The sequence below is a fragment of the Cohnella boryungensis genome (assembly GCF_042651945.1).
GTDB classification, from domain to species: domain Bacteria; phylum Bacillota; class Bacilli; order Paenibacillales; family Paenibacillaceae; genus Cohnella; species Cohnella boryungensis.
Genome location: NZ_JBHSED010000058.1, coordinates 175,124 through 198,854 on the forward strand (window position 1 = coordinate 175,124; position 23,731 = coordinate 198,854).

General features: G+C 45.3%; 12 protein-coding genes and 6 pseudogenes. 10 read left to right on the forward strand and 8 right to left on the reverse strand.

Annotation, left to right across the window (positions count from 1 at the left end; translation table 11 throughout):
• Positions 1-415: 415 nt before the first annotated feature.
• The 5 genes and pseudogenes from ACFO1S_RS22500 to mreC all read left to right on the forward strand — a co-directional run bounded on the left by ACFO1S_RS22500 (position 416) and on the right by mreC (position 9,082).
• Positions 416-5,836: an AAA family ATPase gene (locus ACFO1S_RS22500; RefSeq protein ID WP_378127621.1), complete on the forward strand. Its 5,421-nt coding sequence runs from the start codon at positions 416-418 to the stop codon at positions 5,834-5,836.
• A gap of 1 nt (position 5,837) precedes the next feature.
• Positions 5,838-6,878 carry a hypothetical protein gene (locus ACFO1S_RS22505; RefSeq protein WP_204601701.1) on the forward strand — a complete coding sequence of 347 codons (1,041 nt, stop codon included), beginning with the start codon at positions 5,838-5,840 and terminating at the stop codon, positions 6,876-6,878.
• A 152-nt stretch (positions 6,879-7,030) separates the two neighbouring features.
• Positions 7,031-7,495 carry an S-layer homology domain-containing protein gene (locus tag ACFO1S_RS22510; protein WP_378127692.1) on the forward strand — a complete coding sequence of 155 codons (465 nt, stop codon included), beginning with the start codon at positions 7,031-7,033 and terminating at the stop codon, positions 7,493-7,495.
• A pseudogene (locus ACFO1S_RS22515) lies at positions 7,473-8,184 on the forward strand (transposase); the annotation flags it as partial. The gene ACFO1S_RS22510 and the pseudogene ACFO1S_RS22515, both read left to right, overlap by 23 nt.
• Positions 8,185-8,299: 115 nt before the next feature.
• A complete protein-coding gene (gene mreC, locus ACFO1S_RS22520) occupies positions 8,300-9,082 on the forward strand; it encodes a rod shape-determining protein MreC (RefSeq protein ID WP_378127623.1) in 783 nt (260 codons plus the stop codon).
• Between the two features lie 109 nt (positions 9,083-9,191).
• Here mreC and ACFO1S_RS22525 read toward each other — a convergent pair whose 3' ends face one another.
• Entirely contained in the window at positions 9,192-9,668 is a 477-nt protein-coding gene (locus ACFO1S_RS22525) for a hypothetical protein (protein ID WP_204601698.1), read from the reverse strand.
• Positions 9,669-10,045: 377 nt separating this feature from the next.
• Here ACFO1S_RS22525 and ACFO1S_RS22530 point away from each other — a divergent pair.
• The 3 genes and pseudogenes from ACFO1S_RS22530 to ACFO1S_RS22540 form a co-directional block, all read left to right on the forward strand.
• Positions 10,046-10,189, forward strand: a pseudogene (locus tag ACFO1S_RS22530) (Ku protein); the annotation flags it as partial.
• Positions 10,190-11,265: 1,076 nt separating this feature from the next.
• Positions 11,266-11,874, forward strand: a pseudogene (locus ACFO1S_RS22535) (reverse transcriptase domain-containing protein).
• Positions 11,871-12,197 carry an RNA-dependent RNA polymerase family protein gene (locus tag ACFO1S_RS22540; RefSeq protein ID WP_204601695.1) on the forward strand — a complete coding sequence of 109 codons (327 nt, stop codon included), beginning with the start codon at positions 11,871-11,873 and terminating at the stop codon, positions 12,195-12,197. The pseudogene ACFO1S_RS22535 and the gene ACFO1S_RS22540 overlap by 4 nt, the downstream one beginning before the upstream one ends.
• Before the next feature lie 260 nt (positions 12,198-12,457).
• Here ACFO1S_RS22540 and ACFO1S_RS22545 read toward each other — a convergent pair.
• The 7 genes and pseudogenes from ACFO1S_RS22545 to ACFO1S_RS22575 form a co-directional block, all read right to left on the reverse strand.
• Positions 12,458-13,330: pseudogene (locus ACFO1S_RS22545) on the reverse strand (IS3 family transposase); the annotation flags it as partial.
• Between the two features lie 11 nt (positions 13,331-13,341).
• A complete protein-coding gene (locus tag ACFO1S_RS22550) occupies positions 13,342-13,632 on the reverse strand; it encodes a transposase (RefSeq protein ID WP_204601694.1) in 291 nt (96 codons plus the stop codon).
• A gap of 137 nt (positions 13,633-13,769) precedes the next feature.
• A pseudogene (locus tag ACFO1S_RS22555) lies at positions 13,770-14,709 on the reverse strand (IS256 family transposase); the annotation flags it as partial.
• Positions 14,710-14,795: 86 nt separating this feature from the next.
• Positions 14,796-15,482 carry a hypothetical protein gene (locus ACFO1S_RS22560; protein ID WP_204601693.1) on the reverse strand — a complete coding sequence of 229 codons (687 nt, stop codon included), beginning with the start codon at positions 15,480-15,482 and terminating at the stop codon, positions 14,796-14,798.
• A gap of 14 nt (positions 15,483-15,496) precedes the next feature.
• Positions 15,497-17,122, reverse strand: a complete 1,626-nt coding sequence (locus ACFO1S_RS22565) for a tyrosine-type recombinase/integrase (protein WP_204601692.1) — start codon at positions 17,120-17,122, stop codon at positions 15,497-15,499.
• A gap of 15 nt (positions 17,123-17,137) precedes the next feature.
• Positions 17,138-19,642 (reverse strand): hypothetical protein, encoded by a 2,505-nt coding sequence (locus ACFO1S_RS22570; RefSeq protein WP_204601691.1) that lies wholly within the window; start codon positions 19,640-19,642, stop codon positions 17,138-17,140.
• Positions 19,643-19,666: 24 nt separating this feature from the next.
• Complete coding sequence (locus tag ACFO1S_RS22575; RefSeq protein ID WP_204601690.1) at positions 19,667-20,839, reverse strand: hypothetical protein; 1,173 nt, start codon at positions 20,837-20,839, stop codon at positions 19,667-19,669.
• 320 nt (positions 20,840-21,159) lie between these two features.
• Between ACFO1S_RS22575 and ACFO1S_RS22580 the strand changes: the two are divergent.
• Both ACFO1S_RS22580 and ACFO1S_RS22585 read left to right on the forward strand, forming a co-directional pair.
• Positions 21,160-22,044, forward strand: a pseudogene (locus ACFO1S_RS22580) (AAA family ATPase); the annotation flags it as partial.
• A gap of 311 nt (positions 22,045-22,355) precedes the next feature.
• Positions 22,356-23,696, forward strand: coding sequence for a hemolysin family protein (locus ACFO1S_RS22585; protein ID WP_204601689.1), 1,341 nt, complete (start codon positions 22,356-22,358; stop codon positions 23,694-23,696).
• Positions 23,697-23,731: the final 35 nt, after the last annotated feature.

Genomic DNA, 23,731 nt, shown 5'->3' on the forward strand with positions numbered 1-23,731 from the left:
GACCTGGGCTTCCGGCAAAACGAAATTAGGAACGCACAAAGCGGATTCTGTGACCCAGACTGCGCGGCTTTAATCGTTCGGCTTGCTCGGTATTCCTTAGACCGTCTCCGATATCTGAAGCCAGCATCCTTAGCAGCAGGGCATAGGCTTTCAATGACTGAATCCTTGAATTTCGCTTGTCCTATATGCCCTTTTTTGAGATCGGCATGCCGATCTCTTTTGTGTTTTCTGGAATTCCATAAAAGTGTTCTGATACAGATTAATGGCATGGACAGATGTTGCACATGAGCTTAAAGGCCTACTCGAAGGAGGAATATCCTACCTAAATGTCGAATTATATGGATCATTACCTAAAATATCGGGAGTGATAACTATAATTATCGAAAATTCACCCTACAAGGAAATAAATCAAGTCGTGACCTCTTTACGGAAGACTCGTGAAGTTGCTGTAGCCCAGCTTCGTGAGCTTGAAACATGGTTGGAGTCCGACCAACTACTGACTTCGGAATTTGTCAGCAGTTTTGCTGGTACGCTAACCTCTACGGTCCGACTTCAAGATCAATGCATCATATTGCTACTTGAAGGGAGACGGACCGAGGTCACTATTACTGAACTTGAACGTCTGGCTGATGAAAAAGAACGTTCGTTCTACTTTGCGGCTCAGGCCCAGAACGCCCGTACGGCAGTTCAGTTATTCATGCAACTGGTATGCCACGGAGAAGAAATTGTCGACGAATTCAAAGTTCATCAAAAAAATGCAGAACAACTTCTGTCTCTAGATGACGAATTGATAATCGAGGCATGTAATATTTACAAAACGATCATTCAACTTGTATGCGAACCCGAGGCGGTGGACGACAAGTCGGAGATTTACAAGCAGATTACGAAATCCGTTGGGTTCGTAACGCGCTATGCTTTGGAAAAAGGCCTGCTCAAATTGCCTTTCGAAGAAGCGGCAGCTTCATCCCCGGCACCAGTTGACATTGAAGCATCATCGGCATCGAATGCCCAAGTGCTAGTGAGAGCGATTCCGGCAAATGCCGATAATCCAACTGGTTGCCACCCTGATCCGAATCCAAGTGAACTCTCGGAGTTACCAGCGGCCGCATCTGATAATGCAACAGATCGGAAAGGATTCGAAATGACTGAAGTCGAAACAGTTAGACCTAGCCCAGCGCTATCTGTCACACCTTCTTCTGTCCCTGTTGAACTAATTAATTTCAAAGAAATCAAGTATGAGGTCTTGATCAGGAAAAAGCTCAGTTTCTCAGCCAATAAATTCGAAGGCGATCTCGGGCAGATCGCACGGAATAGCAAACTCCCAGCCTTTGTAATGGGCTATATTTACAATTATGGACTTCTGGCGGTCAGCCATGCGGGTTATGTAGCAGCGCAAACCCGTATTGGAGGCTTGAACGGCGAGGGAGCTCGCGAATTGCTGATCGTGGCCCTAACTAAGCTCTTCACGAAGGGTTATCTCGCACAAGTCACGCTGACGGAAGGAGACAAAGACGAGACGTGTTATATACTGAGCGACTATGGTGCCGGCGCTTTCCGAAAAGAGACGAGCCGGAAGAAAGTGCAGTCGTTATCTCAGTTGAAGCTGGTCACTCGTCCCCAAGAGGAAGACTATGTCAGATTCGAAGACGGGGAGGTGGTATTTGGCGCTTACCGGTTGTGTGAGTTAAATCGGGCGCAGGCCCGGTTGGAGAGAGAGTTGTTTCGCGAGCTTTCGCTTCTGAATACCAGTTTGCAACCCTTCCCTTACCGCAGGCTCCGTTGCAACCGGACTGACCGTCGTTTCGTGCTATTTACCGGCATGCTCGACGTGGATCGTCCTGCCGAGGAATTTGATAAGATTGGACAGATGCTTGAGTTGCATGAAAACTTTATTCAACTTGTAATCGTCGACTCGGCAGAGGTTGGCCAGTACTGGAATGACAAGCTAACGATTGATGGGCGCGAAGTATATTTCCTGCTAGACAGTGAGGACGGGGTGATACTAGGCGATAAGGAAGGAGTGAACAGGCTAGCCTCGTTATTCCAGTTGGAGCAGCCGGACTGTACCGTTGCTGTGCCGGACATTCCGGTATCCAGTAAAGATGAGAGCGGTGCTACAACTGATGCTATCGATACAGTTCTTGAAAGTTCTCAGCAACTCAGGGAATCCGAACATCCGGCAAGTCAGATTGACACAGAGAATGAACCGGTTACCCTGAACGAGACTAATGTCATCAGTTCCGACCAACTTTTGCTCATTGTCGAGACCTGCCTGAGCATGCTGGCGCAAAACCGGCAGGCGGAAGGAATGATGCTACTCCATTCAGTTATCGGCGAATCAGATGATGTCGATGTATTACGCGCCAAGATCTCCTTTATTCTTGGCGACCCACTTCAGGTTGAAGAGGATTGGTATCTACTTGCAGATACGCCAATTAGTCTACCGTTCCGTGAGAGCGAGGCACTCGATGAGTGCCTGAATGCCGCAATGTGGCTTCGCATATTTTTCGAGCCGGACAATCCAAATGATTATCGCCTTAACAACCGCTGGCGACAGATCAGCGAAGATCGTTCCAGCCGGGCGCTTGACCTTTACCCAGGTATCAAGCAACTGATCGGTTATTTCTGGTCTTTCATTGACCGTCACCACGTCGGTATTAAATATTGCACTTCCACAGATGTGCGCGATCAACTCGAAATGAAACAAGCGCTAGACCGGTGCCGACAGCAGATTGAAGAGATGTTGGGGACGGCATTCCATCGTAATGTAAAGGCGTCCATCAACCATCCAAAAATTCATCAGATGATGACGGAGTTGTTCGGTAATAACGGTGAACTGACCCGTATGCTTCGTGATGCATTAGAAATGCCGTTGCAGAGATTGCAGGATATCTGCCGGACGTTCGCAGATCTTTCGGGAGATCCAGACACGCGAGATATTGAACCGTTAGAAAGCAAGATTGAACAATTCATTGACCAGCATTGGGAAGGCATGGAGTTTAAGTCGACTGGCGGTAAGAGCGACGCGTTGACTGGTGCACTTCGAAGCCGTATGCGAAGTCGTGTACGGGAGGCGACAGCATTGCTTTTGGAGTGCTATGTACACCGCAGCAAAGCTGAAGATTACTTGCGGACGACTGACATTACTCCTGAGACCATCAACACTTCACACCAAAAGGCCCTGGAATTTATCGACGCCGCTTTTGTTCAACTTGAGCAGAACGATCAAGAGTTGGATACCGCTGGGGTTAGCTGTCTGAAAGAGGTAATCCGCCAGTTCCGTGACGCTCTTGGAGATAATCCAGTTGAAGATCAAAGGCACTTCTACGAACCCTTACTGCTAAGCGGCGAGATCGAACTAAACAAAGATGGGATTCCGTTCCGCGATGAGCATTGGTTGGCTGAGCATCAACCGCATCCCATCGAAGGTTTCCGCATATGGGAGCGAGTGCTGCGTCATTGTGAACAGGAACTCCCGTCGTGGGAGCATGCCGCTGATCGGGCGCTGCGTGAGTACGACATGGGTACGTACGACTTAATCTCAACATTTAAGCAACGAGAATGGCATACCGAAGGAACCATCAGGGATACCCGGCGAAGGGGGGAACTGCAACTCGCAAAGTATAAAGAAGATTTTATGGCGGATGTCGAAAGTGCACAAAACTACGGGCAAATGGCGAGCAACGATGAGATGTACGGTTATTTCAGACTTGCGGAGGCGGCAGAAAAGCATGTGAAAACGACAGGGAACGTAGGCTTCTTCAAGCGGTTGCTCGACGCTTGCCGCGAGCAAATCCGTCAAGCGTCGGTGGCCCGGATGGATGCGACACAAAAGCGTTTCGAAGCGCTAAAGCATGATATATTGAAGGCGCCGGACCGGGGTATTGACGACAGCGACGAACAGGTCTTGCAGCAGTGGCCGATATTCGGTAAGATCAACCGCATGCTCGAAAACCGAAACATGACCGTTGCAGAAGATTACATTCAACTGGCTTCCAGCGGTCAACGCGATACCACAATCCAGATTTCCAGTCGGGATATGTACGCGCATTTCGTAGAACAGTATCATGCACTATTCAACGCATGTAACGCCCACAAGGGTGAAGACTTATACCGCACCTATGATCCATATATCCGAAACATGTTGTTTCCGAATCAGAACAATCGCAATACGGCAAGTGCGGACAAGTTCATAGGAACGTGGTTTAAGTCGCAGAACTTGAAGGAATTCATGGAGCAACTCATATTCCACAAGGTGGATAGGGTTGAACGCTTGCCCGGTAAGGACGATGAATTCCGCATTTATCCGACTGCGAGAGACGCCAAGCTTGGTCAATATCCTCATCCGTTCGAAGCATTCGGTACGCTTGCCGTACGCAAGGGACTGCGCGTACTGAAGATGGCCGGCGTCAGGACACCAGACACTGTTCTGGACGAAGTCGCTCAGCATGGAGCGGGGGATGGGGCTGCAACGATAGTGATGCTCGATTACGCAATGTCGCTGGCAGATCGTCGTCTGCTGGCCAAGTCGATTAAGCTTCGGGCAATTCCGGAAACTATCGTTGTCATCGATCGGGTGATGATGCTGTTCTTGGCTGGTTTCAGCCAAATCGAGCGTGCCAGCGCATTTCTCATGGTGGCCCTGCCTTCGAGCAAAGTGCAGCCTTATATACCAGTTGGAACAATTCCACCCGAGATGTTCATTGGTCGTGCCGACGAGCTTGAGAAGATTCAGAATCCAAACGGCCCCGTTTTTGTCTATGGGGGACGCCAACTCGGGAAGACGGCGTTACTGCGGGAATCGAAAAATCGAGAGCATGATCCGGCGAACGGCTGCTACGCAGTTTTCGTTGATCTGAAGGAAAAGAATGTTGATACTGCGCTCGTAAAGATCTGTGAGGAGTTGAAGGCCGAGCGTGTGCTACAGCAAGCGTGCGGATCTTGGGAAGAATTTCGATCAGCAATGCGCCGTCGGCTCGAAAGCCCGGAGAGGCCGATCCACAAGCTTATGTTGCTTCTCGATGAATCGGATGCCTTCATTGCCAGCTGTGAGAAAAACCGATATCGTCCGTTGGAGATCCTGAAAGAATTGAAGGATTTGTTTAACCACCAGTTCAAGTTTGTGCTTGCCGGCCTACGCGACGTCGTACGGTTTAACAAACAAAGGCTTGGCGGTAACAGCGTTTTGGCGCATCTGGGGTACATTACGATCAGACCACTTAAATATCTAGATGCCCGTGACCTACTGCTTCGCCCGCTACAATATCTCGGATTTCGAATCGGGGAGGATAGTGAGGACATCATTAGTCTCATTTTAGCAAAAACGAACTATTATCCTGGATTGATTCACTTCTATTGCCAGAAGCTGATCGAAGCGATCGCCGATAGTTATCGAAATGGCAACTACAATGAGAGAACGACGCCGCCGTATGTGCTGGACGAGAAACATATCAAGACTCTGCTTGGACAATCGGAATTTCTGTCGGAGATTGAAACAAAATTCCGGATTACGCTCCAACTGGATGCCGACAATTTGTACGATATTTTGGCAAAAGCACTAGCATACCACTATTACGAAACAGGGGTCGGACGCGGGGCATCCGTTCAAGACATTATCCGTATCTGCAAGGAATTCGAAATAAGGAAGATCGAGGCAATGTCGGAAGAAAACGTCGCAGCCCTGCTCGAAGAGATGATGGAGTTGAACATTTTCCGATATGAAGCAAGGGATTCGGGCAAGTATGTCTTCAACCGATATAGCTTCTTCCAGATGCTCGGCAATCACGAACAAGTATGGGAGCACCTCTACAGATACAGCGAGTTGGGAGAAGGATAGGATGGATCGAGAATCACTTTGGTGGAACTACGTAGCTGGTGCTGCCAGGTACGTAAACGATACTCTTACTGCCGCCACGGGCCATCGCGCCCTGCTACTTGAGGAAATTCCATTTATGTCGTATTACCTCCGACTCATACAAGAAAAATTACTTCAGTGGGACAGCAGTTTACAATTCGAAGTGAGCGAGGCGGATCAATGGATCGGAGGTGACGACATTGGGGAAATGCTTATGAACCAATATGCGCCATCGAACGAGTATCATCCGCTCGACGGTCCACGGGCCGGCTACATTGCCAAGCATAACCTGATTCAGGGAAGGGTCCTGATCGTTCGGCGGATTGAACGTCGCTCCGAGTGGCTTCCGCTCGCGATCGAGTATGCGCGAAATAGCGGGACACAAAATGGATTACTTGTCTTGACGTTCACAGGCTCCTGCCCGTTGGCGACAGCACGCAAAGGCTTAGCCATGCCACAGTGGAATACGTACATTACGAACTACGATATGCAGCTATTTGCCTCTTACTGCATATCTGGTAAGGCTAATCTGCAATTGTCCTTACGTCACTATATTACGCAAATCGCTTCACGTATGGCTGGTAAAGATCCCGAGTTGTGCAGCGTGCTCGCTGTTGAGGAACTTGCGTACTCCCCGGTGACTGTGTTGCGCAAACATGCAGGGACTTACGAGATTGCCGCACGACTGGCAGACGACTTAAAAGCAGTTGAATCGGTCCTATGGGAAGCACAGATTCAGACAGTGTACCCTATCGTTGAGCAGATGCGTCGTAGATTCATAGAGGAGTATACTACCGAACTGCGGAATGTTCTTCCTCAACGGGATGAGTTCGGTAAATATCTTCTTACGCCTGAAGATATGGAACTTCGGCATATGTGGTACTACTTCTTTAAGGTCTCCGGCTTCAGTAATTCGGCAGATGGGCACACCTTTAAGATGATTTACGATGCACGCAATAATCTAGCGCATCTCGTTCCGCTGGATAACGCGACCGTTATTTCGATCCTTGCATTGGAAGCATAGTATATCTTTTATCGTTCATACTCAAGCGGAGATGTATGACCGGACTTTTTTCTTAATTTGTCCTTGCGTGATATTGTAAGATACGAGTGCACAAATCAAACATTGGAAATCAAGACTAAATTGTAAAAACAATGTTATTTTCTTAATTGTTGATGAACTTGAGGGGAAAACATCCCTCCCCAAATGTTGTTTGTATTTACAGGCAGCCGCGAATATTTGTATTGAAACTACTTGCTCGCTATACGTGGGCAGAGACGGCGATAGCGGCTCTGTCCGCTAAAGTAATCGTCAAAGGCATATCCGCCGATCGGTTCGATCCGGCCGGAAGCATCACGCGCGCTGATATAGTCCTGCTGCTCGTACGGGCGCTAAAATTGAAGGTGGACACACCGTCAGAGCAGGCATTCTCAGACGTGCTCGTGAGCGCATACTATGTAGAAGCCGTTGCAATCGCGAAGCAGCTCAGGCTTCGAACCATGCAAGGCGATCATCCGACAGGACTTGATGGTGCTGATCGCCAGAGCGTTGAACGCGTTCGACTTGCAACTGGAAGGAGCGGTATCCCCGGATCTGAGTGCATAGCGCGATGCGTCCGATACCGTCTTCATCGTCGATGATTCGATGTTCGAACGCAATCGCAGTAAAGCCGTTGAGTTGCTCGCGCGCTTTAAAGATCATGCTACAGGGGCGTATTACAAAGGGTTCCGCATGCTGACGATGGGGTGGTCGGATGGCCACACGTTCTGGCCAGTGGATTTTGCATTGCTGAACTCGAGCACATCGGTGATCACCGGCAAGAGCGAGTCCATCGACAAACGGACACACGGCTACAAGCGTCGGCAGGAATCCTTTCAGCCAGCCCCGCAAGCGGTTGCGTTCATGCTGGATCGTGCTCTGACGGCCGAAGCAAACGCCTCTTATGTCTTGATGGACAGTTGGTTCACGCATGCGCCGCTCATTCGCGAAGTCGTCTCCCGTGGACTTGACAATTGCTCCAAGTCGCTGCTTCGTTTGCAGAAGGAGTTTCAAGGCCGCTCCTACGATTTGCTGATCAGCCATACGACAATTGTATTTACGTGCTACCTGCTACTGGCCTAGGAATATCGGCAAAGATGCGCGAACGTTCGGCGGTCTATTTCATGTGCTTTGCGACGAACTCGGCACGCTGGATTGGACGGTCGCCTTGCAACAGTTGCTCGATCTTGTCAGCGAAATCGCTACTAAGGCAGGAAAGAGACTGTCGGCTCTGATTCAGCGTCAACTCCACAATTGGATTGCCGCTTTGCCCAGTTACATCAAGGTTTGATTGCCGATTTCATGCTGCGAAAGTTGAGTTACTGACTTTAGAAAAATTAAGATGTTTTGCGCCCATTAATAAGGTATTCTTAAAGTAGAAAATTATGGTCGGAAGGAAGATGATTTTGTACTGGAGATCCAATAAGAATAGACAGAGATTATTAATTCCCATTGGAATTATTACTGTTATAGTAAGTACTCTTTTGTTTTTTAAACAACAAATAGTTGATCAATTCGTATTATTTCGCCATGAATCATCTAATTTATATATTACTTATAAAGAGAATAAGAAATTAAAAGAGGTTATTAAGAGAGCTGAATTACAAAATTCGAAATTATTACAGATGGAGTTTGAAAATGAATACTTAACAAAGGCTTATGAAACTAAATTAAAATTGCCGGAAACATATTTGGCCTCAAGAATTATTGGTGAAATATTTTCGATACCAAATAATATTAAATCGATAACATTTATTAAAATAGATCTTGGAGAGTTAGATGGAATAAAAATAAACGACGCGGTCATATCGGTCGATCAATATTTGATAGGTATGGTCACGGAAACAAGTGATCATACATCAACAGTACAATTACTTAATTCAGAAGAGTTTTTAACGAAGGAAGGAATTGCTGTAACCGTGGGGAGTAAAAATAAAAGCTTTGGAATACTTGAATACGACCTCACGATTAACCAACCTATCATCACTAAGATCCCCGAAATTAATGAAGTTCAAGCAAAAGATGTAATCGAAACAATTGGAGGAGAAGGATCAAAATATCCGGCGCATATGCGTCTAGGTACTGTTACTGATGTGGGACCTGGAGGTTTTGGGCTATCATACCAAGCATCAGTGGAATTACCCAAATTCCCTAAACTCGATGATGAATTTGTTTTTATAGTCAAGTAATGGTGAATGTGAGTTTGTATATGTGGAATAATACAAATAATGAAATTAAGCAGCGTAGCTTAGGACTATTTCTGTCCAAAGCTCGCTGCTTTATTATACCAATAAAGTTTTATAGGTAGTTTCTTATGGTTCCAGTTGCGGGAGAACCATATGCTGATACTAATATTCTGTACTGCCAGCTATTGTTCATATAATAATCAAGTGTTCCTGAACCACCAGTTTCCGGGATGAAAATATAACCAGCCCCCGGCATGTTGATATTCCAAATTTTCCATCCAGTACCATCGTTAATGTAAAGGTATAAACTAGCCTGACCCGCAGATGTTAGTGTTATCTTGCCGTACCTCGCGCCCCCATCAATGGCAGCTGACGTAGATTCTGACCAAGCGTTAGCACTAGCGGAACTACCTTGATTGGGAACAGCAAGGATTGTAACAACATTAGATTCACTTGCAGTAACACTAGTTCCATTTGTAACAAGTGCAGGCGCTTCAGTAACACTAGATTCATCTTCAGCAAACGCAGGTACTGCAGCGACTAACGACATACTCAACACAAAAAATAAACTAGCAATCTTCTTCTTCATAAATAATCCCCCCCAGAATTTGGATGTTATTCTCCTAAATATTAACAATGAAAACACATAATTAAAACCTCCTTCAGAACTAATCATTCGACATTAAAATTACTTATTTAGAAGTAATATCCATCATATTTTGTCGTACAACGTCGTGATTTGTCGTAAAGAATATTATCTCTCTTCTCTTTTTAGCTGCAACGCATAGTCTGTGATTTGCTGACTCCCCCTGACCAGGAGCAAGAATTGAGTTTCACAGGGCTCAACATCGAGAAGAATGGGTGAGATGATTTACAATTGCATATTTTTTTACATAATATGAGTGCTCTATTAGTAACAATCAAATAGGTGGATAGTTAATTATGCATACCAAATGAAAAGGCGCGATCAGTTTCGGGCTCGTACACTTCCCGGTAAAGAAGTTTACAGCGACAGAAGATCAAGACATCTATTTCCGCAGTCTTCATAACGAGAGTGGCATGCCGATTTCATATGCTAAGACTTGCCGGCACTGCGATAAAGATGTAGAAATGAATTTTTCATTTTATGAATACCTCTGTTTTCATTTGAGAATGCAAAAAACCGCAAGATAAAACAGTCTCTTATTCAGACTGTAACCTTGCGGTTCTTCTGCAATTGGTTTTCATAGTTCCAATATACCCCAAATTTTGATGATGAATAATTTTTTTGCTTTTACATACAGGGTCACCGGAATATCACGATCTAAAAGAATAACTACAACATTTTCACTGTGATGAGCCTCTGACCAGTATATATTCATGAAGCACAGACAAACAATCGTATCAATTTCATGGCATCATCAAGAATTTCTCTGATTTTCGGCTTTAGCGCTTTTCACGATATAAGAAGATACCTTGTACAGGTGTCACCAGGAATTGAAAGGGAACAATGCCGTCGGAGTGGACGAGGTGACGAAAGCAAAGTATGAGGAGAGTTTAGGTCTGAACATCAAGAATCTCCATCAATCCTTGCGCAAGATAGCCTACAAACCTCAGCCTGTCAGGCGAGTTTATATCCCTAAGCCTGGGAACCGAAAGATGAGACCACTGGGGATTCCAGCTTACGAAGTTAAGAGCGTTCAACTGGCTGCGAGCAAAATTTTATCTGCTATTTTCGAACAGGACTTTCTGAGCTCATCCTTTGGATTTCGACTGGGACTGGGCTGTCAAGCATCACGGAACTAGGGAGATCCATCGCGATCTTCGCAGAAAGAAATGCGGAGTATGCCGACTGAAAGGACCATCCATAAAAGAGCAGATGTTGCGATGGAAGTCGGACCTGCTGGTAGTACTCGGAGCGCGGGAAAGCTGCGTACAGGGGGAAGCGGCAGGATAGCGTAAGCTCTTAACAGCGAAACATACCCCACACACTGAGGTGGACATCGTATGTCAACACACTGGCTAAGATAGCAGAGAAAGCTCGGCAAGATAAGAAACTTCGGTTCACGTCACTAGCGCACCTAATCACCCCAGAGTTTCTGCAGGAGACATGGTGGATGATGAACCGTAAGGGAGCAAGCGGAGTGGACGGAGAAACAACGGTGCAATTCGAATCGAATTTGAAGGAGCGGACGGAGAAGCTGTGGATGCGGCTTAGACAAAATCACTACAAAGCCCCACCCGTAAGACGAGTAGATATTCCCAAAGGAAATGGAAAGATCAGACCGCTGGGAATCCCTACGGTGGAGGATCGACTGGTCCAACGCGCGATAACGAGGATTGTGAAGAATCCCCATATGGCGCTTAAAGCTCTCAGAACTTGCATTGTTACCAAGAAAGTGAGGCACATATTCGAAGCAGATATTCGTGGCTACTTCAACCACATCAACCATGAATGGCTGATGCAGATGGTCAAGCAACGGATAGCCGACCCGGCCATTTTTTCATCTCATTGAAAATGGCTACGAGCCGGAGTCATGCAACACGGCGTCGTTACACGGAATGAGGAAGGAGCGCCACAGGGTGGGCCAATTAGTCCGCTACTAGCGAACATCTATCTGCACTATGTACTGGATCTCTGGTTTGAGAAGCGATTTAAGAAAAGCATGCAAGGAGAAGCCTACCTCATTCGCTTTGCGGACAATTACGTTGCGTGCTTTGAATACAAGAGAGATGCAGAGAACTTCCAAACGCTGTTCAATGAAAGGAAGAAGAAATTCAACCTGGATCTGGTGGAGGAAAGACGCGCCGCATGATCTTTGGACGATTTGCAAGGGAACGCAAGGGGGAATATGGCGAAAAGCCGGATACATTCGATTTTCTGGGATTCACCCATTACTGTGAGAAGAGCAGGAACGGAAAATTCAGAGTGAAGCAAAGAACGAGCAGAAAGAAGTTGCAAGCCGCCCTCAGCAGAATGAAGGTATGGATAAAGGCCAACCGAACCTTATCAGTCAAGTCACTGCTTGATCAACTCCAAGCAAAACTCATGGGACACTACAGATATTATGGGATTACCGACAACGGTCCTATGCTGTCAGGGTACTGGTACGGTACCATGAGGCTGCTCTTAAAATAGCTAAACCGGAGAAGCCAACGAAATAACTATACTTGGGCTTAGATCTTATTGCTAGTAAAAGCCAATCCGCTACCCAACCCAAGAATATATGCGAGTGTGTTTGACGGAATGGTCACAGTGTGAAACTTCTGATGAGGAGCCGTGTGCGTAAATAGCGTAAGCACGGTTCTGCGAGGGGGGAGCGTGCAATCCTCCGAGGAAAGACTGGAGTTGTCAAAAAAAGTGCAGTTTGAAAACACCCTCATACAGAAATCCCGTTACTAAGCTGCTTGTGACAGCATTCTTTCGCGATAAATAGCTGGGGGCCACCCCCCTGGATTAGAGGTGTATATCCGCCGTCTGTTGTAGTAGACCATGATGTATCTGAAAATGATCGATTTAATATAGGCCATCGGATAGTGCTCCGTGTTGATCTTGTACAGCTTTTCTTTCTTTAGCGTTGCAAAAAAGCTTTCCATCCTTGCGTTGTCATAGCAACGCCCCGTGCCGCTCATGCTCTGAATGGCGTCACGTTTAGCCAGACTCTCCCCGAAAGCATGGCTCGTGAATTGGCTGCCTCGATCGCTGTGATACACCATTCCGCGAGCATTTCTTGCTTTACAGGCGTTCTCAAAGGCTTGGATGCAGAGTTTCTTGCGCATGTTGTCGTCCATAGCGAGACCCACGATCTCTACATTGAAACAATCCAGTACCGCGGACAGATAGAGCTTGCCATCTGAACAAGGGACTTCGGTGATATCCGATAGCCATTTTTGATTGGGTGCTGAGGATCTGAAGTCTCTCTGGATCAGGTTCTCGCTCTTTTGAGCTACGGCATCCTCGCGTGTAATGCCGTTTGGATGACGCTTCGCTTTCTTCAGCAGGCCATGCTTCTTCATGATGCGATAGACGGTGCTGTAGCTGGTCGTGATCTCTATCTGTGACAGCGCCAGCAGAATACGCTGGACACCGTAATTATTGTTGTCTTCATGTTCTCCAATGATGTCTTTGATTTTGACCAGAAGGCGTTGCTGCCGCTCCTGTTTGAGTGTAGGCTTCAAGCTACGGTAATAGCCCGATTCGCTGACAGCAAGCACTTCGCACATCTCCTTGACGGTCCATCGCTCCCGTCGTTCACGGATGTAAGCGTAGAGATGGCATGCCTTTACCGCTTCCGGTCTTTTGCGAAAAAACCGAGTGCGTCCTTGAGAATTTCATTGGCTCGGCGCAACTCGCCTATTTCTTTTTCTAATTCGATTTCACGCGCAGTCTTATCGGCAGGTGCATAAGCGTGTCCGCTCCCGATATGCGCTCCGTCGCCGTGCAGGGTTCTTCGCTTTCTCCATTCCTGCAAAGTGTAGTAGGCTACGCCTAACTGCTCGGCGGCTTTCTTTGGTCCAATCTCATCGCTCAATCTTACTGCTTCTTCTTTGAATGCCTTGTCGTATCGTTTCATTGTCTCTCGTCCCCTCGTCATCTTTCATTTTATTTCATACGAGGGGGTTTTTCGACTGCATTTTTATCGTAGCACTCCAGACGCTCTTCTACTCCAAACTCATGTACAGAGAATCTCCCCGAGGGGGAGAAAGACCCTCACGGCAGATGTTGGCCAAAGCGCTCGGAGGGCTGCAGGAGCATCTGGCCCCAGTTTTGGACACGACCTGTCCATTTGCACGTGACATCCATGGTGACCAAATACAGCAGCGCTTCGTCTGTCGGGAAGATGCTCTTTCCTTTCGTCACCTTACGCAACTGGCGGTGGTAGCTCTCAATCATATTCGTGGTGTAGATCAGCTTGCGAATTTCCGGGGGATACTTAAAGAACGTGACGAGTTCTTCCCAGTAGCTACGCCATGAACGGATGATGAGTGGATACTTGGTACCCCACGTTTCTTCGAAGCGATCCAGTTCCACTTGCGCCTTATCTTCTGTCGCGGCCTTGTAGATCGGCTTTAGATCTGCTGTCACTTTCTTGAGGTCTTTGTAGGACACATATCGCGTTGAATTGCGGATTTGGTGAATGATGCATTTTTAGATATCCGTCTTCGGGTAACCAGCTGTAATCGCCTGAGAGAAGCCGGTTAGGTTGTCTAAGCATGTAATCAGAATGTCCTGGACACCGCGGTTCTTGAGGTCGTTTAGCACGCTCAGCCAAAGCTTCGCAGATTCGTTTTCACCGATCCACATACCCAGTACATCTTTGTTGCCGTCTAGGTCAATGCCAATGGCCATATAAGCCGTCTTGTTTGACCTTGATGTGAACGGCGCCAAGGAACACGACTGCGTAGACGACCTGCAGCGGACGGTTCTGCCACTCCTTGATCAACGTTACAATCTTGTTCGTGACATTTGAAATCATCATAGGAGAGACGTCGATCCTGTACAATTGGTGCAGATGATCCTGAATTTCTCGCGTGCTTACGCCTTTGGCGTAGAGGGCGATGATCTGATCTTCAATGCCGGTTACGTTTGATTGATGCTTCTTGATAACGACCGGTTCAAACTCGTCCTGGCGGTCCCCGGCTACAGCTATTCTAAACGAAAATGAGGTTAACCAGATTAAGTTGGCTAACCTCATAATACGAAATGATTTTACAGACTCAAAGTTTTAACAATAAATCATCTTTTTTTATTCCTCCATAGCGCGAGACCTTTACTTTCTTTACTCGACTGTTCTTGCACTTCGTTACCCAGATTGACAAATGTTGAACTAAGCCATTGATCCATGTTTTTCATCGCGCTTTGGTTTTTCACATTTGCATTAATGGATATTTGATTAAAAAAACCATATTTCTCTTGATACTCTTGAGATAGGCTTTGGTGGGCCACTTGCAGCGTATGTTGCTCGTAAAAGGATACCGTCTCACGCAAGGCTTGAATCGTATCCTTTAAAATCGCAGTATCACGTCTCAATTGTTCTTCTCGGCTTAATGATTCATGTAACATGATTTCAAGAGGACGAAGATGTTCAACAAGACGAGTGTGGTTTTTGCCATGTCTCTGGACGATATCGGCAACATTTGGAATGTTGAATTTCAACGTATCAGCGTTAGCCAAATTAGACGGCATAAATTCATTCGCATCATCAATGAAAGGTTTGCCATATGTTCGCCAAACATCTTTGTTAAACAGAGGATATTTGTTGCCGTCTAACTCGTTCATTTGTTGTGAGAAGCGAACCATATCTGCGACCTTAACGATGCCGCAAAAAGGTTCCTTTTCTTTATAGAGCTCTACCAAATGCCTAAGCAGCAATAGCGTTTCAGGTGTGTTATATTTTGTTGGCCTGCCTGCCGTTTTCAACATAGTCACTCCTTTTATTAATCAATATCATCGATATAAGAACGAAGTTTGGCCAAGTCAACTATATCGCCTTGAAGCAACTTCGCTTCTCTGGAAAGACATTCTTGATCCCCCAAGGAATACTCGTTTTTAAATAAGTCGTACTCCATTTCGTTTCTTAATCTTTCCATGAAAGAAATACGGTCGTTAATGTTTTTTTCTTTTATCGCGGTCCGATTTCTTATTTCGGATTCATGCAATTTAAAATCCTCACGAGATATCCACCACTTGGAACAAAATTGGCAGAGGTCAGATTCGCACGACATCTTAGGGTCGGTGCAATATCCAACATCCAATTCCTTAAGATGAACAAATTGTTTTTTATCTTTCATGAAATTTCGTCCTACATGTTCCAGTTCAATGTTTGAAATCGAAGATAACCCTTTAATACGTTCATATCGGAATAGTCTGGATAGATGATAAACTTTAGACTCCGCAAAATAATTCATGTGCTGTTGGTAATGGTACTGTGAATCAATGCTTCGGTGACCACCTATCCGAGCAATAGAAAGGGCATTAAATCCTTGTAGCATCATAGAGCAAAAAGCGAAATGGCGTGTATCTCCGGGTCTAATCTGTTCTAAATCCTTGTAACCATACTTTTTATTTACGATCCGTTCGTGATACGAGAGCAATAAAGTGTCAAGATTGTTATAGTGAAAACGATAGGGATTGAAATTCAGATTTAACTTTCTGCTGTTAACATTGATGGATTTAGAATAGGCATGATACGAAATCAGGGTCTTAGTTTCACCAAATGAATTCGTTAAATCGCTATAGTGCTGTATCATTTCGTAGATATCTTGATTAATTTCCAAAATATCCACGACCTCAACAAATCGCATAGTAGCTTTTTGTTTTTTGCGCGGAACAGTTATAAAGTATCTCCCATTTTTCCGATTCAGACATTTGCGTTTAATTGCGCAGAATTCCTTTGGACGCATGGGAATTATGTTTGTGATTTTCCACCATAAGACAATGGGGTAGTAAATTAATTGTTCATGCTCATCCCACTCGTTTATAAATCGTTCTAGGGTGGAACCAAAAATTAATACATCTCTAAAGGCAGGAAGATCGCGAGTATTTTTGATAGCGGATGATTTCTGATAGATATCGTTAAGCTCGTTCAGGTACAACTCTTTATGTTCTAGCTGGGAGTAATCGATAAAGTTCATGAGCGTCCTTAAAACAACATTTCTCATGGTTTCTTTAAGATCATTAACAAGGAAGTAAATCAGGGCATCGACGCAATCCTCGGAAAATGAACGAGTGAGATAAATTATTTTAGGGATATAGCTGTATGAATGGCTAAGTGTTTTAGGTAGGATTTTCAACAGCCTCTCACTTGCCCAACACTTAAGCATTATTGTAATTTCGGTAAATTGCATGATCTCAGTGAAATCGATCTTACATGTGGTCATAGATTCATCTACATAAAATGCCCATGTGAAATCTTCGAATTCCCCAGAACACATTATATCTTCGGCTTTTAGTCTTTTAATAATCGCTTTAGCTTCCTTGACGCTATTTTTATTTTCAAAGAAACTGTCCGACAGAGTGTTAAGGTAACTTAATTGATTACGCTTCAATTCTACTAGACTCATGATGTCGTCACTCCTCTAATCTATTAATGCTAATTCTGCTTCCAATCTAAGTTCTCCACCTTCGAAAAAGGTCCAAGTCAATTCTTCGCCGAACTCACACAATGCTTGTTCAAGTAAATCAAGTGAGCGCGAAAGTGAGTAGAAATATTTTTCTTTCGAACCGTCCGTTCGCGCTACACGATATTTATCCATAATACCTCTAATATCAGAAGCCAGCGCATTTAGCGCGTACATGTTTGGGATAGCGTAAGCGCACGTGGTGCATTTATAGTCTTTTGAGGGTTTGTGGCAAGAGGGATAGCTGAAACATTGAATGTGCTGCTGTTTGGATGGCATCTCATCTAAATAAAGCTTACGGATATAATCAAAAGCTTCGGCTTTATTCATCGACTTTATCTTTGTGATGATAGTTTGCTTTTCGTCTTCGATGCTTTGTAAGAAAGCGGTAAAGCCTTCAGTAACTTCAGCACTCCATTTATGCTTGATCTGAATAATTTGTTTGGTTCTTATTTCAATAGCGTTGTAGGGTTCATTTCTGGTTTCTGTACTCAGGATGTCTATCAATTGATCATAGATGTAACCGAATTCGCCGCGGTCAAAAAGGTTCTTTGTTAAGTGTCCCAACTCTACGTCTGATGACAGTATGTAATCCTTTGTAATGTCTGTAGCATGATTACGCATCCGCTGGACCAGTTCAAATGCGGAGTTACCTTTGCCCTCTCGCTTTTGAATAGAATAAAATAGATGCGTCATAAGAGATCGATTCATTTTAAGACTTCGAAACTTGAACCCATTTTTGAACAAGCGTTTAAGAATACTATCGAGAATATTATCTATTTTACTAGGGGTCGATATTAAAAAAGGGCGATTGGTATTCCTACGGTGAAGCTCGCAAATCGAAAGTGCAGTGGCCATGGGGACAGATAGGTTTTTGTTGCAGAAGAAGTGTCGCTTCATACTTGTCTTTGAAATACGAAGTTCAAAATGACCCAATTGATTAATAATTTGTTGAGCCTGGGTTTCAGATAGTCTGCAATTTTGAAATTCGAAAATGCCCACAGCTTCGGGGAATACAGGGGGTATTTGCATGACATCGCTGTGTCGCCAAGCGTTTGTAAGATGGACCAATACATAAAGCCATGCTGAAGCGTAGTAGTAATCATTTATTGCATCGTTCACATGGCTTTCAATGTTAGATGCGATTTCAAATACTTGTAGGAATTCTTCTAAGCTATAAATTTCTTTATCTCTTTTTGTTTTCGGCCGAGAGTTTGGTCTAAGTACATGCCGTAAATCGTATTTGCAAAGCACCTTTTCTGAAGCAAATTTTAAAAAATCATAAACATACCGCCCTCTGAAGTATTGGCGTGTTTCATGTTCGATTAACTCATTTGCGTCATTGGTTGTAAATAAATGAATGGGTACAACTGGTTTGAATGTCAGCATTCTTTCCAAAATAGACAAATGTACTCTCGCATATTTGAATTTTGTTTTGTTGCTGGCATTTGAAAGAGAAAGCTCGCGAAGAGCATATTTGATAAACCATTCTTTTGTTGGAGAAGATTCGTTCGTACAGGGGATATTGTTGACGCTAATTCTGAAAAAGTCAATTGCATTAGCAGGCATCGCATTACCCAACTTTTTTATGTGTGCACCTTTCCGATTATTGTTGTAGGCATGGACGCTTTCTTTTAAGTACAAGACCTGAGCTTGAAAAGCAAACGCTTTTGCAATTGGAGGGCAGGGGATAGAAGCAATGTTTGTAACAGGGTTAATTGCCGTCAACCCTAGGTATTTTTTCGCTTCAGTCGGAGTGTAATATTCGTCACGTAACCTTTGCAGATCATTACGTACACGTTCGGCTTCAGAGACGGGAATCATTTTTTTGCCTCCAAACTCTAAAACGCCAGTGAATATGCTATCTATGTTATATCGATTGAAAACCCTAATGGGTATCCCAGTTATTTTACTTGCCTCTTCTGTCGTGAGAAAATCATTCAACAGTAACTTCTCAAACGCGGTTTTCAAGTAGTATCTCTTAGTTAGCTGGATATAAGGTACCTTGTACTCACGCATCAGGTATCGAAATGCTTCAATTGTTCCATTAAAATTACGCTGAGCTTCCGTGGATTCAACATAATCATTCGTCAATAGTTCTGTAAAGCGGCGAAATGATGATTTAGAAACCCATAGCGTGTTGTATCGAATGGTATATCCCTCAAGTTCGATCACATCAATAAGCTTGTTATCTCGTAACTGGTAAATCTTTTCTGTGATTTTTGCCTCTGCTCTTAAAGAATTGCGTGCGAATCCAAGAGCCATAAGGAAATCACTAGCGGACATGTAATCGTCTATTATGCTGATTTCAAACTTTCTGTGTTGCTGGGCCGATTCCTTTAATATTCCTTTTACAGAACCATCAAAGGCCGTCTTTAATATGTCAATTTTGATTAATTTATCAATCTTTTGTGAAGACCACCCATATTCGGTTTGTAGGAAACGACTGCTTAAGAATTCCAAGGTTTCACCCACCTCTATTCAGCTTTAAAGCGTGAATATATCTTCCAGTCCACGATTAATTTCCTCTTGAACTCTTAGTGTTGACATGTATCTTAATGCGGCGTCGATTGTTCTATCTCCCCGGAACGCAGCCAACTCATGAGGTGTTTTTGCCTTATACCTAGCGATGATGTTTGTAAAAATGCCGCGCCCTATATGCGTGCCCCATGTATATTTGTTCAAATAACTTACGTGTGGCGACTTTAACTGTTCCAGACGCTTCATGAAAGCCTTCTTTACTTTAGTAAAGCGAATCTCATAGACCGCTCCACTCATTGCATTACCGAACGTATCAATAAAAAGTGGATTGTCGCTTTTTGAACGAGAGTTTGCTGCTAGCCACTGTAAATGGCGTTTATATAACACGGGCAACATAGGGGAGAGCAGTATCGCTTGATCTCTTGGTTGCTTTACGCTGTTCTTGGCTGCATCGCGTATTCTTACAAAGAGCTCAGTTCGATCCCGCACTTCTGTGATCATACCGCCACTACCGTATGCCCCTGCTGCTTGAATACTACCGATAGTTAAATTTACAACTTCGCCTCTTCTTAAGCCGCCTAAAAATTGCAAGTAAACACCAAAGGCAATGTCTGGTGCTACATTGTACGCTGTTTCCAAAAACAGCTGTGCTAACTCCGCGTTGGGGAAGTCGGATATTTTACTTTGATGCAAACCCTGGGTCGGCATTGCTAAGCCCTCGCTTGAGAATGGAGATTCCAATGTATCATTTATGCTTTTTCTTGAAGGCACGATGTTATTAATAATTTTTCTTCGTTGAAGAAAATCATAAAACTCAGTCAGATACCTTTCCGCTGCATTCACAGTTTTTGTTTTGTTTTGTTTTATCTCGCTTAAATAGTTAAGGTAGTCAACACCATGCTTGATTTGAAAGTGCTCAAAAGAGTTCAGACCATATATCGCATGATTTTCGACAAAAAGCCAGTTCAAAAATCGTTTAATAGCTTCAGCAGGAGTTTTCTGCGTATTGTAATTGTCTTTCGATCCATATCTCGAGCGAATGAAATCTGTTACAGGATGAACCGTAAATACGCCTCTTCGAAGGTCCTTCACAACTATCGTTGCGTATCGTTGCAAGTTGTTTCGCATCGTAACTTGTGCTTCTTTTACGACAAATCGAAAATCCGTCCGTTTAGCCATCCTAAACACTCCTTCAAGAGTACTTGTTCACTCGACTTGAGTAACTATCCATAACTTAGTTGGTAAAGGCGTTAATCCCATTTGGTTACCTATTATTTCAATGTTTCATTTACTACGTGCCTCATACTTCTACTTCGTACTTATTGAACATGTTTGAGCACTAAGTTCCCCTTCCCTAATACTTCTTCATCCTTAATTAATTTCCCTCCTAAACTTGAAAGAAGTGGAAAATAACAAATCACTTAAACCCTTATGTGATATAGGATTATCAGAGATTCTCTTAACTTATTAATAGTTTCTCTCTAAATTATACATATAAGACGGAAAATCCGTACCATTCGGTGAACGGAGCTTTGTTGTCCCGCTCGACGCTGTTCCGGCTGGAGCCGCTGACGAAGGAGCACTCCATGATTGCGATGCGCAGGGCGCTGTCCGATTCGGTCAAAGGGCTGGGCTTCATGAAGCTCCACGTGGAGGAGGATGCGCTGTTTCACATCGCTTCCATGGCGAACGGAGACATTCGCCGCGCGCTTACAGCGTTGGAGCTGGCGGCGGTGACGACGCCGTCGGAGCTGGACGGAACGGTTCGGGTGACGGTGGAGGTTGCGGAGGAATCGATTCGCCAGCCTACTATACAAGCGGACGAGTCCACGCAATACGACGTCTTGTCCGCGTTCCATAAGAGCGTGAGGGGATCAAGCGACGCGGCGTTATTCTGGTTTCTGTACGCGGTGGAGAAGCTGGGAATGGATCCGATGGTGTTCTTGCGGCGATTGACGGTCGCGTGCAGCGAAGATATCGGATTGGCGAATCCCCAGGCGATGGTTCAGGCTGTCAGCGCGATGGAAGCGTACCATAGAATCGGCTGGCCGGAGTCGAAATATATTGTCGCCCAAGCGATTTTGTTTGCCGTGGAAAGTCCGAAATCCAATGCGATTGCCGTTACGATCGGCAAGATGATGTCCGCCTTCGAGCATGTCAAATCAGCCGAAGTGCCGTTGCATCTGCGAGATGGGCATTACAGCGGGGCGAAAAAGCTGGGGCATATCGGCTACAAGTATCCGCACGACTACCCTGGACATTACGTCGAGCAGAACTATTATCCGGACAAGCTGGCCTCCAGCGTGTTTTACGAGGCGACGGAGCAGGGGATGGAAGAGAAGATTCGGCACAATCAGCTCAGACGGAGAGGAAAGCGGAGTTGACCTGGAATGGGCATTAGGATCGATTCGCTTGGAGGAAAAATTTAGGGGGAAAAGCTTAAAAGGGACTGAAATCGCTGGATTCGGGGATATCCGGCCTTTTCGCTCGAAAATCGGCATAGAGGGCAGGCTCTAGCGAATAGAGATGGGTACTACGGCGATTTTACGAGGCTAACCGTCGTTTGACGGACTGTCTTAAACCGTCTAAGCTATTGTAAAGGCGTATCTTTTTTTACGTTTTTGAGCTTATCAACTTTTCTTCATTTAAAAGGAGGTGTACCTGTCCTCCCGTTAGCGGCGAGGATAGGAATGATTTGGAAGGTGACCCCATTCCGTTAAGCGTGAATTTGATCTTGATTATTGTATTGGTTTTCCTCAACGGCTTTTTTGTCGCGGCGGAATTCGCCATGGTCAAAGCGCGCGGTTCAAGGATTGACAGTTTGGCGCAAGAAGGGCATAAGAAAGCGAAGGTTGCTTCCCATCTGATCGAGCATCTCGACACGTATTTGTCGGCGTGCCAGCTCGGCATTACGCTTACATCGCTCGGCCTCGGATGGATCGGCGAACCGTTCATCGCCCGCCTGCTCGAACCTGTGTTCGAAGCCGTGAAATTAAACGAGAATCTGGTTCACCCGTTATCGTTCGTCATCGGCTTTACTTTTATTACGGTGCTTCATATCGTGCTTGGCGAGTTAATGCCGAAGTCGGTCGCCATTCGCAAGGCCGAGACGGTCACGCTATGGACGGCTACCCCTCTGATGTATTTCCACAAGATAATGAGTCCGTTTATCTGGCTGCTTAACGGAATGGCAGGGCTGCTGCTTAAGCCGTTCGGAATCGACATCAAGGAAGCGTCCACTTCTGCCCATACGGAGGAAGAAATCCGTATCCTGGTGCAGGAGAGCCACAAGAGCGGATTAATTGACAACACCGAATTGGCGCTGATGGACAATATTTTCGAATTTGCCGAAACCAATGCGCGAGAGATCATGATTCCCCGAACGGAAATGAGCTGTCTTTACGGCAATCTGTCCTTCGCGGAGAACCGGACGATCGCTCTTCGCGAGATGCATACCCGTTACCCGGTGTGCGAGAGGGACAAGGACAACATTATCGGGTTCGTTCACATTAAAGATTTGTTGAAAGTGCCGGATAACGCCTTGCTCGACATCCGCGATCTGATGCGGCCGATGATAAGCGTTCCGGAGAGCATGCCGATCAGTGCGCTGCTGAAGCTGATGCAGAAGAAGAAGTCTCAGATTGCGATCCTGATCGATGAATACGGCGGAACAGCCGGATTAGTCACCTTGGAAGATATTATGGAAGAAATTGTAGGCGAAATTCAGGACGAATTCGATGAGGAACGTCCGGACGTGGAGAAGCGCGACGAGAACACGTATTCCATCAACGGAATGATGCTTATTGAAGAAGTCAACAGCTTGTTCGGATTGAATATTCCGACGGACGATTACGATACGATCGGGGGATGGATTTATTCCCAGATCGAGAATCCACCGAAGAAAAATCAATTCGTCGTCGCCGAAGAAGGCTTCCGCTTTACAATAGAAGAAACCGATCATTTGCGCGTATCCAGAATTACCGTGAACCGCACGGACGAGGTAAGCTGGGAAGAGCCGCAGGCTGAAACGGGATAATATAAAGGGATTTGCTCGCAAGAACGGAGCAAATC